This window comes from Verrucomicrobium sp. BvORR034 (assembly GCF_000739635.1).
Lineage (GTDB): Bacteria > Verrucomicrobiota > Verrucomicrobiia > Verrucomicrobiales > Verrucomicrobiaceae > Verrucomicrobium.
Window position 1 is genome coordinate 47,140 of the sequence record NZ_BATQ01000130.1, and the last position, 12,968, is coordinate 60,107.

A 12,968-nucleotide genomic window follows, 5' to 3' on the forward strand; every position below is an offset into this window, starting at 1 on the left:
GCCAGCCCTCTGTCTCCGCTAAACCTTATGACCGCCTCCGAGGGCTTCATTACCGACCTCCTTCCGGTCAGGACCCCGTGGGTGACTTTTCACGTTCTCAGGGACAGAGAGGAGAATGCCCTCTACCTCATTGATACGGGGATGCTCTCGGGCATTCCTGCCCTCAGACGTGGACTCCGATCTCGCGGCTGGTCTGGGCTGCCAATCAAAGGGATCGTGCTGACGCATGGACATTTCGATCACATCTGGAATGTCGCCCGGCTGGTGGCCCAGACAGGCGCATGGGTGGCAGCCCCGCGACTGGACGACCTCCATTGCCAGGGGCGCTATCCCTATCGCGGCTGGTCCAGGGTCTGCGGTGGACTGGAGGCCACTGGTCGTCTCCTTTTGGGATTTCAGGGGTTCAAGGTCGATCATTGGATTGACGATGGGACTGAGCTTCCCATCTGCGGCGGACTACGGGCGATCCACCTTCCGGGCCACACCGACGGCCACATGGGCTTCCTCCTTCCGCATCAAAAGCTGCTGTTCTCTGGAGACCTGTTCGCCAGTTTTGGCCCCTGGTCCCACCTCCCCCCACGTTTTCTCAACAGTCGCCCTGACCTCCTGACCTCAAGCCTGAGACGGGCTTTGGACTTGGACCTTATCGGGTGCCTCCCCAATCACGGTTGGCCAGCCACACCGTCCGAACACCTGCGAATTCTGAATCGCCTCGCGGGACATGGGTGAAAGCATCACCCAACGCGCATTGACCACACTCCCTAACCCACCTGCGATCCGCTTCTGGGTCGCCACCTCAACCTCATAAACTGGAGCCAGCGAGCGCATCTTGCTCACATACTCACAATCCATCAAGGCTCCGATTTATCCACACTTCGACCACCACGTCTGTGAGTAACCCGCAAGAAAAGCTCCCCGATGTTCACACTAGAATATTCACATTTTCATTCACTTGCCCCATCAATTTTCAAACAATCAGAAAACGTAATTTCTCATCTTTCCCATTGATTTATAACGCGATACTCGATCTTAATACGTTATAAATATCCACGCTCCATGTGTGAATAAGATGTGAATTAAAGTGCCAATAACTTGGAGAATCCTCATCAATCTACTCGCTCAGTTATTCCCATCGCACTGCGCTTTCTGAAATCGGATGTTTATGACAAGTCTTCACGTTTTAAACCATCATATTACTTTCTTTATCAACTGATTATCTTATTAATTTATGTTCTATTCTGAATATATGTGCCCGATTGGGAAACTCCTGTTCACATCGAATGGCAAAGCACTTACGGAACTATGGTTCCCGGAGGATAAATATTCAAGTAATATTGAAAATCAGAATATACGAAATGATTCCATTTTCGGCAGCCTCCATCACCAGCTCGATTTGTACTTTAAAGGGGTCGATCCGTTGTTCGACATCCCGTTGGAAATGGCGGGCACGGAATTCCAGCGGAAGGTGTGGAATGCCCTCCGGGAAATCCCCTACGGGACGACTTGGAGCTATGCGAAATTAGCGAGGTACATTGGCCAGCCCAAAGCAGTCCGAGCAGTGGGTGCGGCAAACGGAAAGAATCCCATTCCCATCATCGTCCCCTGCCACAGGGTCATTGGTGAGGACGGCGGTCTCGTCGGCTACGGAGGCGGACTACCGATCAAGGAATACCTGCTGCGTCTGGAACGGATCATCCTTTGAGTCGGCGGCCCAAATCCGCCTCGGCACGTTCCACCTCAAACTTCAGTTCCTGGGGCGAGACACACACCGCACCAAAGGCCTCCACCGTGTCCCGCTCCATGCCATCGGCAGTAGCCACCCGGATCGTATAGGTGCACGCGTAGCGGGCCACGAGCCGCTCAATCACCGAGTCCGCCGTCCGGCCAGAGTTCGCATAGAAAACCTGTACTCCAGCCGACTCCCGCTCGTCTGTGACCTTGCTGCCGACCCCGTCAAAAACGACCACCACCCTAACCCCGGTCACGTCTTGATAGAGGCGCAAGCGCTTGAGCAATGCCTCGCGGGCAAGGTAGCGCCGGGGGCCGTTCTGGTGGAGCCGTCGAAGGTCCTCCCAGGCGTGAATCACGCTGTGACCATCCACAATGACAAACTGGGTGACTGGATCCGCCATGCTCGGTCGGAGCATCTCCGACCCGACACAGGGGGGCAAGTGGAACCACAGAAAACCCGCGAGTCGCGGGATTTGGTATCTTGAGGACCTTGCGAAAAGCTCCCACAAACCCATCGTCTCGATCCGTTATAGTGGGTCGCCCGCATTCCCATGCGCAGCCCTAATCTCCAACCTCCGTCACCGCACTCCCCAGCTATCATGCAACGCCGCCTCTTCCTCAGCCTCCTTTCCGTACTGCCTCTGGCCGTCCTCAGCGCCGCGCCCGGCCTGGCTCCAGCCGCTCCCGTCAAGGTGGCCTGCGTGGGTGACAGCATCACGGCTGGCTCGGGAGTCAAGGACAAGAGCATGACCTACCCGAAGCAACTCGCCGCGTTGCTCGGGGACACCTATACAGTCCAGAATTTTGGCGTCAGTGGTGCCACCATGCTCAACGCAGGCGACAAACCCTACCAGAAGGAAAAGCGCTTCGCGGATGCGCTCGCCTTTGTGCCTGACATCGTCGTCATCAAGCTGGGGACCAATGACACCAAGCCCCACAACTGGTCCAAGAAGGAGGGCTTTGCCACGGATGCCAAGGGCCTCATCGCCGCATTTCAAAAGGTGAATCGCAAGGTGCAGGTTTACCTTTGCACACCCGTTCCCGTGTTTGCCCAGGGGAACTTCGGCATTCGGGGTGATGTGGTCCTCAATGAGATCATCCCCCTGGACAAGCAGGTCGCCAGCGAACTCAAGATCCCCCTGATCGACCTCCACACCCCCTTTGCAGGCAAAGACGCCCTCGTGCCTGATCGCGTGCACCCCAATGATGCCGGCGCCACCATCATCGCCCAGACCGTCTTCGAGTCACTCAAGAGCAAAAAATAGTAGCACGAGAGCGAAAGGTGACGTGACCTTGAGGCAGCAGGTCTGCCTCGAGGGAACTCGTCCGGCTCTACTTTCTACTCTCCACTTTTTACTGCTCACCTAGCCCCCGATCGCGATCATCCGGCGTCCGGGCTGATAGCTTCCCCGGAAGTCGTGCTCCTTGGGCTTCCGAGCCACGACATGGAGGAAGAAGTCGGCGAGTTCATCATCTGAGCATCCGCTCCGCAGCACCTCCCGCAGGTCAAACTCCAAATAGCTGCCGAGGCAGGGGCGCAGCTTGCCGTCGCAAGTGAGCCGCAGCTTGTTGCAGGTCTCACAGAAGTGAAAGTTGGTCATGGCCCCGATGAAGCCGATCAGCTGATCGGTGCCGGGGATCTGGTAGTAGCTCGCCGGCCCATTCGTCTTGTAGTCCGGTCGGGGGATGAGGGGCCCCGTCTCGCGTTCGATGAGCTTTTTCGCCTGGCCACAAGCCAGGAAACTGTCCTCGCGCAACACTTCGGCGGTGCTCACTGGCATCAGCTCGATGAACCGGATCAATGCCCCCTTCTCCCGGGCAAACATGATGAGATTCATGAGTTCCCGCTCCGTCTGGTGGCGGATGAGGACGCAGTTGAACTTGATGGACCCGAATCCTGCGTCTTGGGCGGCATCAATGCCCGCCAAAAGCTTCGGCAGCAGATCCCGGCGTGTGGTCGAGAAGTACGAGGCCCGGTCCAGCGAATCCAGCGAGAGATTGGCAGTACGCACCCCGCCCTGCACCAAGGCCTCCGCTGTTGTGCGGCCGTCAGCCAGCGGTTTGGTCAGCAGCGTCCCGTTGGTGGAAATCCCCACATCCCGGATGCCAGGTAACGCAGCCACTTGAGCGCAGAAGTCCACGGCCCCAGGCCGGGTGAGCGGCTCGCCACCCGTGATGCGGACCTTCCGAATACCCAGACGGGTGCCCACCTGGATCACCCGCAGCATCTCCTCATAGGTAAGCACCTCCGCACGGTCGAACCACTGCTGCTCCTCATCCGGCATGCAGTACCGGCACCGCTCATTGCAGCGGTCCGTGATCGAGACTCTCAAATAGGAAATGTGATGACCAAAGGGATCTTCCACAGAGGAGAAAGGTAGGACAACGCTGGACAAAGGCAACCACCACCACGCTGAACAGCGCTGGTGATCACCTGTCCAATTGTGCTACGTTTGTCCCATGAAAAAGTTCCCGGTCATTTTTGCCCTGGCCGCGCTTGGCCTTCTGGCCAGCTGCACGGCCCCTGTGCAGAAGCGCATCGAGCGCAACCCGCAGATTTACAGTGGACTGAGCGAGCGACACAAGGCGATGGTCGCCCAACGCAAGATCGAGGAAGGTATGTCCAAAGGCGCTGTTTTCATCGCCTGGGGACGACCGGACCGAGTCGGCCGTGGGTCCAAAGCTGGCAAGCAGTATGAACGCTGGAGCTACACGGGGACTGAGGCCGTGCCAGCCTATGGCGGCGGCTTTGGCTACGGATACGCGCCCGGGTTCTGGGGCCATCGCTACATCTATGACCCGCTCTTCTATTATGATCCCTTCATTGAGGTGCCCTACGAAGCCGGGCGGGTCGAGTTCCTGAACGGCAAAGTCTCCGCCTGGTCGGTCACCAAGTAGCACCTGACCTCACTTCAGAATCCTCGGGCAAGACAGGCGTCGAATTCGCAACGGAGAGCGGCCTCGTCCATCTTCCGGCCGATCACCACGATTTCCTGACGCCGGTCCCCCCACGGTTCCTGCCAGTTCTCCTGGAGTTCCCTACGTTCCGATGGCTCAGTGGGCCAGGCCGCCTGATCCACGGCGGCCCACCAGTACCCGATTTCTTCCGTATGGCGCATCACCCCCGCCTGCTGGAGGAAGCTCGCCTTTTCCATCTCGTCAGACAGCCAGATCAACCCTTTGGCCCTGAGCACGCCCGGCCACTCCTCCTGGCTCCACCTTTGAAAGGAGCGCGGATCAAAAGGCCCTCGGGCACGGTACACGAAGCTGGTGATGCCGTACTCCTCAGTCTCTGGAGTGTGCCCCACCAGACTGTCCATCCATCCGTCCGTGGCCTCCGCCTCGCTTTCCGAAAAAAGTCCCGTGCCCATCACCGCCCCCAAGGGCACCTCTGACCGCGTCGTTTCATAGACCTGAGCCTTGGGATTGAGCGCTTTCACCATCGCTCGCACTGCCACCCGGCAATCGGAGTCCATGGCGTCCGCCTTGTTGATCAGGATCACATTGGCAAATTCGACTTGGTCCACGAGGAGATCCGCCACGGATCTCTCGTCCCCCTCCCCGATCGCCTGGCCCCGTCCTTTCAAGTCCTGTGTGGAGCGGAGGTCGTTCATGAAGTTCCGCCCGTCCACGACTGTCACCAAGGTGTCCAATCGAGCGACATCGGAAAGCTTCCGCCCTGACTCATCCGCAAACGAAAAAGTCTCCGCCACAGGCATCGGTTCAGAAACGCCGGAACTCTCGATCACCAGATGATCAAACCGGCCCTCCCCCGCCAGTTGCCCGACTTCGATGAGGAGGTCTTCCCGCAGGGTGCAGCAGATGCATCCGTTCGACAACTCCACCAGCTTCTCCTCCGCCCGCGCAAAGGCGACATCCGACTGCTTCACAAGCAGCCCATCCATGTTCACCTCAGACATGTCGTTCACGATCACCGCCACCTTCCTCCCCTCCCGATTCCGGAGGATGTGATTCAGCAGCGTCGTCTTCCCCGCCCCCAGGAAACCGGAGAGGACCGTGACCGGTAGCTTTGATTCAGACAGGTTTTCATTGTTAATGCACATAGATTGCATTAATGATGAAGGCACGGCCAGGTGGGAATTGCAAATATTTTCGCAACTTAATTGCGTTTAATACCGCGACCTCCATCCTCGTGGTGCCAAGCCTCAATCAAGCGCCTACGCCCAGCAATGTGGTTACCTCTTCTCCGCTGAACTTCACCTGGCTGCACGGGCAGGATGTCCGCGAGGCAAGTTGTTTCCTACCCCCAAGAGTTCCCACCTGTGGCACGCGACCTTTCGTACAAGAGGCCTTGCACTGTGGTCACGGATAGAGTGGATGTCTCAAATCTCTAGGCACATTGTGTCGGAAGAGGGCGCTGCGGTAACGCCTGCAATTGCTCCAGCGCCTTCAAGGTCGCCCCGTGCCGGTTCTCCACGCCCAGCTTCCGATAAATGCGCTCCAGGTGGATTTTCACCGTGCCTGTGGCAATGCCCAAAATCTGTCCCACCTCCGAGTTTGTCTTTCCTTCACTGATCCAGGACAACACCTCCTGTTCCCTTCGCGTCAGTCCCAGTCCTTCCAAACTTGGGGCACAACGCGGGCAATCCCATTCCAACAACGCTTTTATGTGCGGCAGCAGCAGGGTAAACAAATCCCGGTCCCGCTCCTGAAAGGTGCGCCGCTTGCGCAGGACACAGGCATTCACCAGGCTCCCGTCCCCCAGCCGAAAATCGGAGCCCAAATCCTCCTCAAGACCGTGAGCCTCTCGAGAGACTTGATACAACTCCTGACGATGCCAGTCATGGCGGCTTAGCAAGTCAGAAATCTTCACCACATTGCCCTGCAAATCCTTCCTCCGCACGCGTGGATGAGTGAAAAACAGCTCCATTGGAAACCTGAGCAGCGACTGGGCCACCTCGGTCTCGCTCATCAGAAATGAGGTCCTGGGCCCGCCACTCACTCCGGCAATGCCTACCTCACCGCCCAGCAACTCGGGCAAGGTTTGGGTAATGGCCTGCAATGCTCCCTCTTTGAAAGCCACCACATACATTTTCGCCACCACTTGATTAAACCTCACGAAATCTTGATGCTCCAGCCTCATGTCAGATAGTTTCCTTCCACTAAGACATTTCCCATTTTTTCAGGCTTGGTTACCCACAACGTTGAAATGCCTTCCCCCCTGGAGTCGGAAAGGTCGCAGGCAACTCCCGCAAAGCGCAACACCGGAGGGCATTCTCCTGTGGCAAAAGAATCCAATCCTCTGCCCGTAACGAGCGGGACAGCCTGCAGTACAGCAGGGTCAGCATGGATAGTTTCCACGAACGAGGGGCGGACAGCCTTGATCTGCGGCTGTGAGGATCCCAACCACAGCGCGAGCCTCAGTGCTATAGAGGTTCTAGGAAGCCTCACGCGATGGTCGACTGTACGGGGGAGCTGGTAGCCCCCCATGCAGTTTTTCCAGCGCCTTCAAGGTTGCCCCGTGCCGGTTCTCCACGCCCAGCTTCCGATAGATGCGCTCGAGGTGGATTTTCACCGTGCCTGCGGCAATGCCAAGAATCTGCCCCACCTCTGAGTTTGTCTTTCCTTCACTGATCCAGGACAACACCTCCTGCTCCCTTCGCGTCAGGCCCAGTCCTCCCAAACCTGGGGCACAACGCGGGCAACCCCAGTCCAACAGAGCCCTTATGTGCGGCAGCAGCAGGGTGAACAAGTCCCGGTCTCGCTCCTGAAAGGTGCGCCGCTTGCGCATGACACAGGCATTCCCCATGCTCCCGTCCCCCAGCCGAAAATCCGTGCCCAAATCCTCCTCAAGACCGTGGACCTCCCGGGAGACCTGATACAGCTCCTGACGATGCCAGTCATGGCGGCTCAGCAAATCAGAGATCATCACCACATTCCCCTGCAGATCCTCCCTGCGCATGCGTGGATGAGCAGAAAACAGCTCTGGCGGAACTTTTTGCAGCGCCTGTTCCACCTCTGTCTGGCTCATCATAAACGAGGTCTTGGCATTGCTGATCACACCGGCAACGCCGACCTCCCCGCCCAGTAGATCTGGCAAGGTTTGGGCAATAGCCCACAGCGCTCCGTGCCTGAAAGCCAGCACATACATTTTCGCCACTGCTTCATTAAACACCGCGAAATCTTGATGATCGAGTCTCATGTCAGATAGATCCCTTCCACAAGAGCATTTCCCTTTTTTCAGCCTCGGTTGCCAACAAGCCTAAAATATTTTTGCGCTAGAGCCGGCAGCGGTCGCAGGACGCTCTCACCGCAGCATTTCCATTTCAGGCACGCAGACCTTCAGGCCTGCGGCTTCGCGGGCGACGGCCAACAAAGTGCCCTGTGTATGCTGGTCGGCATATCGCACATTTGCAGGACTCGGCGTTGTTCGCCGCACATGCAGGCATCTCTCAGAAGCCTCATTTGGCACTCCCGTCTTCGCGGCATAACCGCCCTCAAACCCTGACTCCCATGAAAACGAACCCTCCTTTCGTGTCGCCATCTCCCATGCTGCGGAAGCCATTCCGCTCCTCCCTGTTGCTGGCAGGCCTCTTGACGATGATCATCCCCCTGACTGGCCTCGCAGCGGAACTGGAGGCATCGGATGGAGCGGCACTCGACCGTTTCGGCTGGTCGGTAGGCCTGTCGGGGAACACCGGACTCGTCGGTGCCTACAACACAGAAGTGGCCCACCTGTTCCGCCATTTGGATACAGCCACCGGCACCATCACGGAAACGGTAAGGCTTGTGGCTTCCGACGATTCACCCTCCAGTGTCTTTGGCGAGGCAGTGAGTCTGTCAGGCAGCAACGGTCTCGTCGGCGATATGGTTCACACCGTCAGCCAAGGGGCAGCTTACGTCTTTCGCAACCTGGATACGGCCACCGGCACCATCACGGACAACACCAAACTCATCGCCTCCGATGGCGCGACAGGCGATTCTTTCGGCACTGCGGTCAGTTTGTCGGGCAACATCGGTCTCGTGGGAGCCAACCAACATGATATCGGTGGTAATGGCAGTCAAGGTGCGGCCTACGTCTTTCGCAATCTGGATACAGCCACCGGCACCATCACAGAAAACGCCAAACTCATTGCCTCCGATGGCGCGGCAACGGATTTCTTGGGCCAGTCCGTGAGCCTGTCAGGCAACATGGGCCTTGTCGGCGCTGGGTCACATTCTACAGGAGGAAACAACCTGCAAGGTGCGGCTTACCTCTTTCGCAACCTGGATACAGTCACTGGCATCATCACCGAGAACGTCAAGCTCATCGCCTCCGATGGCGTGGCAAACGATCTTCTCGGTTTTGGCAACAATTCCGTAAGCCTGTCGGGCAATGCTGGCCTCGTCGGGGCCTATCAGCATGATACCGGAGGCAATGCCAGTCAAGGTGCGGCCTACCTGTTCCGCGATCTGGATACAGTCACCGGCACCATTACCGAAAACGCCAAACTCATCGCCTCCGACGGAGCGGTATTCGACACCTTCGGCATTGCCGTAAGTCTGTCCGGCAACATGGGCCTCGTTGGAGCGCAAGGGCACAATTTGGGAGGCAATGCCGACCAGGGAGTAGCCTACCTCTACACCGGCCTGGACACGGCCACCGGCACCATCACTGAGACCGTGAAGATTTATGCCTCTGCCGGAGCGGCCGGTGATTTTTTTGGCCAGGCCCTGAGCCTTGATGGAGATGGTTTCTTGATTGGAGCCTATAGTACCAGCGGCAACCAGGGCAAAGCCTACAGCGGCAGCGTCAGCGCCCTCACCACACTGGATGCAGGAAACACCAGCAAGATCATCTCCGGCCTCAGCTTCGTCTCTCAGACGGACTGGATCATTGGGGAATCTACCAGCGGGAATCAGGTGACCCTCAGCGCAGGAGACACCGCGGACGTCACCGCCCCGGGCAAGGGCGTCTACATCGGCAAGAACGTCGGGGCAGTGGACAACACCCTCATCATCGAGGGCAAACTTAACACGAACTTTGTCCACGTCGGCGAAAACGGTGACGGCACCCTCTTTATCCAGAATGGGGGCGAAGTGACGAGCGCCAGCGGCCGCATCGCCAGAGGCCAATTCTCCACCGGTACGGCAACCGTGGAGGGCCCAGGCTCCAGTTGGACCATGTCCGGCCAGTTCGATGTCGGCTCCGCTGGCGACGGGGTCCTGATCATCCGGAACGGCGGTGCCATCACCAACACCTACGGATACATCGGCAACGGCGCAGGCGCTGTCGCCTCCACCGGGAAGGTCACGGTGGACAACGCCACGTGGACGAACACCGTGGCCCTGGGTGTCGGTGCCTTTGGCCATGGTGCCCTCATCATCCAGAATGGCGGCAAGGTCACCGCCCCGATCGTCACGGTGGCCATTAATCCCGGCTCAACCGGCGTCATCAACATCGGCTCTCCAGCAGGAGAAACGCCCACTGATCCAGGCTTGCTGGATACCCCCGAGGTCACTGGCGGGGACGGCACGGCAACGCTCCAGTTCAACCACACCGCCACAGCAGGTGCGCCTCACTATTTCACCTCAGATGGCACCAGTGGCGGCACCCCTGTCCTGATCTCTGGGAGCATCAGCCTGGTGCATAACAACGGCGCGACCGTCCTCAACGCGGCGAACACTTACACCGGGGGTACCGTGCTTAATGGTGGCACTCTCTATACCGAACACGACTCCGCGCTGGGCACAGGACCATTGACCATCTACGGCGGTACGCTCGGCACCCATGTTCCCAACTTGGAGTTGGGGAATGATCTCATCGTCAACGGCAGCTTCACCATCTCCCCTGAGGCTGTCAACCCTCCGGTGAACAATACCTGGTTCTATCTCACGGGCGGTATGACCTTGAACTCGACAGTCACCATCACCCATGCGGCTGCTCCCAACGATGTAGGCATCAAAGGGGTGATCAGCGGTTCGGGGGGCGTCACCTTCACCGCCACAGGCGCAGGTTATTTCCACCTTTTCAACACCAACACCTACGCAGGGCAGACGACCGTGAGCGACAAGGCCAGAGTCGGCCTGCAAAGCGCCACTGGCAACGCCATTCCCCACGACCTGCTCATCGAAGGTCAGGCCATGGTGTATACCTACCATGATGAGCAAATCGCGGACGACGCCATCGTGACTGTGAACAGCGTGGGAAACTCGATTGTTGCCACGGATCAAGGGCTGGCCCTCTACGGAGACATCGAAACCATCGGTCAGCTCTATGGCAGCGGTTCGGTGGGACTTGGCTCAGGCACACTCATCGTAGGGGCGGGGGAGTTCATGGGTAGGATCCTGGATGGCAACTCGGGTGTGGGCGGGCAATTGATCAAGAACACATCCGGCACCTTGCTGCTTGCCGGAGCCAATAACTATACCGGCGGCACCACCATCGGAGCCGGTCGACTCCTCACGCAAAACTACTCTGCTCTCGGTTCCGGCCCCGTCACCCTCAACTCCGGCATCCTCCAGCCCATCACCCCACTCGGCATCTCCGACCTCAACTGGACCACCGCCAACCTCGCCCTTGCTCCCGCCACCGGGGCCCTGGTTTACATCAACGGCGCGTTCACCAACGGAGGATCCGGCGGAGCTTATCTCATCGACTACACCGGCATGAACCCCGGCACCTATCTCCTCACCCAGTTTGGCAGCACTGATTTTGTAGTTTCCCAATTCACTGCCGCCAACATTTCAAACAATCCCAACGTCAATGTCATCCATGAATTCCAGCTTACCAACAACAATGTCCTGCTCACGGTGATCAGTGCCACCGCCACCGGAGAAATACTCCAGAACAGCGCCCCGGTAAACATCCCCACCTTTGCCGACTTCTTTGTGCGCGGCCAGGTCCGCACAGGGGAGTTCGATGAAAACAACACCATCAAGTCCCTCACCTTTGATCCCGGCAGCAATCTGAAGGTCTACAACCACCTCACTGTCTCCAGCGGCAACCTCACCGTCTCAGGAGGCAAGGCGACCATCCAGGGCGGCACCGTCCTCGTCCCCGGCGTGTTCCACAAGTACGGCCCCGGCACGCTCGATGCCAGCACCGATGTCCTGGTTGCAGGAAACAGCTTCATCCACAGTGGGGCGCTCGCCGTCAATGGCACCTTTGCCACCCCCCTGCTCCACGTTCTGGGCGGAGGCACCCTCATGGGCAACGGCACCGTCTTCGGCAACGTTCTCAGCAGCGGCACCGTCGCCCCGGGCAACTCGGTGGGCCACCTCCATATCCAGGGCAACTACACCCAAAAGAGTGCCGGCACCCTCCAGATCGAGGCTGCCAGCGCCCGCCACCATGATGTCCTCTCTGTCAGCGGCACCGCCCGGCTCGGCGGAACGCTGGAGGTGGTTTCCCTGGGCTACAAGCCCAAGTATGGCGACCAGCTGCCCTTCCTGCGCGCCGGGAAGATCACCGGGAGGTTCAACCGCATTGCCATGCCTGACCCCCACGTGAACAGGGGTCGTTTCCTGAACCTGGGCAACCTGGGCGTGCTTCTCGTTGCCCCCACCAGCTACACGCTCGTGGCAGAGACGCCCAACCAGAGCCGTGTGGCCCGTTCGCTGGATCGGTGGATTGGCATCGAGGACGGTGACATTGGCGCCACCACCCTCGCCCTCGATCTGCTGCGCAAGGAGCAGTATCCCCAGGCCTTCGAGGCCATCATGCCCGGATTTCATGAGGCGGCGCTCAGCACTGCAGTGGAGCTCAGCCACAGCCAGGGCCAGATGCTCCATCAGCAACTCAGCGCCCGCCGTCTCGGCCAGCGCCCCACCCAGCCCAGCCTGGGTCAACGCTCCCTCGCTGGAGCCGACGGCAAGGCTGCCAAGTCCGTGCGGTCGGTCGATCCCGGTTTCTTCACCCCGGAGCCTGATGACTCCCGCTGGAGCACCTGGATGCAAGGCAGCGGCCTCTTCTCCCAGGGCGGGCTCAGCCTGGTGCCGGGCGAGGACTTCGAGTCCGGCACCTTCCTGGTCGGGGCCGACTACGCCCTGAGCGAGCACTTCACCGTCGGTCTCTTTGCCAGCTACGGCGAAGGCTGGGGCGACTATGACAACGGCGGCCAGATCGATCTGGAGCGGGTGACCTTCGGTGGATATGCCACTGTGGATCTGGGCAACTTCTACCTCAACGCCGCCCTCGGAGGAGGCTCGGTGGACTATGACATCCAGCGTCCTATCCAGTTCGCCACACTCAACCGCAAGGCACGCAGCGATCCCGATGGCACGGAGTTCTTCGG

General features: G+C 58.9%; 10 protein-coding genes. 5 read left to right on the forward strand and 5 right to left on the reverse strand.

What is annotated here, in order from left to right; all coding sequences use genetic code 11:
* The first annotated feature begins 27 nt into the window (after positions 1-27).
* Both BV034_RS21790 and BV034_RS36750 read left to right on the forward strand, forming a co-directional pair.
* Entirely contained in the window at positions 28-729 is a 702-nt protein-coding gene (locus BV034_RS21790; protein WP_050029089.1) for an MBL fold metallo-hydrolase, read from the forward strand.
* A gap of 499 nt (positions 730-1,228) precedes the next feature.
* Positions 1,229-1,702, forward strand: coding sequence for a methylated-DNA--[protein]-cysteine S-methyltransferase (locus BV034_RS36750; protein ID WP_050029090.1), 474 nt, complete (start codon positions 1,229-1,231; stop codon positions 1,700-1,702).
* On the opposite strand, the gene BV034_RS21800 is transcribed toward BV034_RS36750, so the two are convergent.
* Positions 1,692-2,132 carry an NYN domain-containing protein gene (locus tag BV034_RS21800; protein ID WP_050029099.1) on the reverse strand — a complete coding sequence of 147 codons (441 nt, stop codon included), beginning with the start codon at positions 2,130-2,132 and terminating at the stop codon, positions 1,692-1,694. The two genes, BV034_RS36750 and BV034_RS21800, sit on opposite strands and share 11 nt — an antisense overlap.
* 198 nt (positions 2,133-2,330) lie before the next feature.
* On the opposite strand from BV034_RS21800, the gene BV034_RS21805 reads away from it, so the two are divergent.
* Positions 2,331-2,996 (forward strand): GDSL-type esterase/lipase family protein, encoded by a 666-nt coding sequence (locus BV034_RS21805; protein ID WP_050029091.1) that lies wholly within the window; start codon positions 2,331-2,333, stop codon positions 2,994-2,996.
* A 99-nt stretch (positions 2,997-3,095) separates the two neighbouring features.
* Here the strand turns inward: BV034_RS21805 and moaA are convergent, their stop codons facing one another.
* Entirely contained in the window at positions 3,096-4,097 is a 1,002-nt protein-coding gene (gene moaA, locus BV034_RS21810) for a GTP 3',8-cyclase MoaA (protein ID WP_050029092.1), read from the reverse strand.
* Positions 4,098-4,191: 94 nt separating this feature from the next.
* Here moaA and BV034_RS21815 point away from each other — a divergent pair, with 94 nt between their 5' ends.
* Positions 4,192-4,629, forward strand: coding sequence for a hypothetical protein (locus BV034_RS21815; protein WP_050029093.1), 438 nt, complete (start codon positions 4,192-4,194; stop codon positions 4,627-4,629).
* 14 nt (positions 4,630-4,643) lie between these two features.
* On the opposite strand, the gene BV034_RS21820 is transcribed toward BV034_RS21815, so the two are convergent.
* The 3 genes from BV034_RS21820 to BV034_RS21830 all read right to left on the reverse strand — a co-directional run bounded on the left by BV034_RS21820 (position 4,644) and on the right by BV034_RS21830 (position 7,894).
* Positions 4,644-5,795, reverse strand: a complete 1,152-nt coding sequence (locus tag BV034_RS21820) for a GTP-binding protein (protein ID WP_265593310.1) — start codon at positions 5,793-5,795, stop codon at positions 4,644-4,646.
* Between the two features lie 287 nt (positions 5,796-6,082).
* Entirely contained in the window at positions 6,083-6,811 is a 729-nt protein-coding gene (locus BV034_RS21825; RefSeq protein WP_265593311.1) for a LuxR family transcriptional regulator, read from the reverse strand.
* Positions 6,812-7,129: 318 nt separating this feature from the next.
* Positions 7,130-7,894: a helix-turn-helix transcriptional regulator gene (locus BV034_RS21830; RefSeq protein WP_050029096.1), complete on the reverse strand. Its 765-nt coding sequence runs from the start codon at positions 7,892-7,894 to the stop codon at positions 7,130-7,132.
* A 311-nt stretch (positions 7,895-8,205) separates the two neighbouring features.
* Between BV034_RS21830 and BV034_RS21835 the strand changes: the two genes are divergently transcribed.
* Positions 8,206-12,968, forward strand: a 4,763-nt coding sequence (locus BV034_RS21835; protein WP_265593312.1) for an autotransporter-associated beta strand repeat-containing protein, incomplete at its 3' end; no start/stop codon positions are given.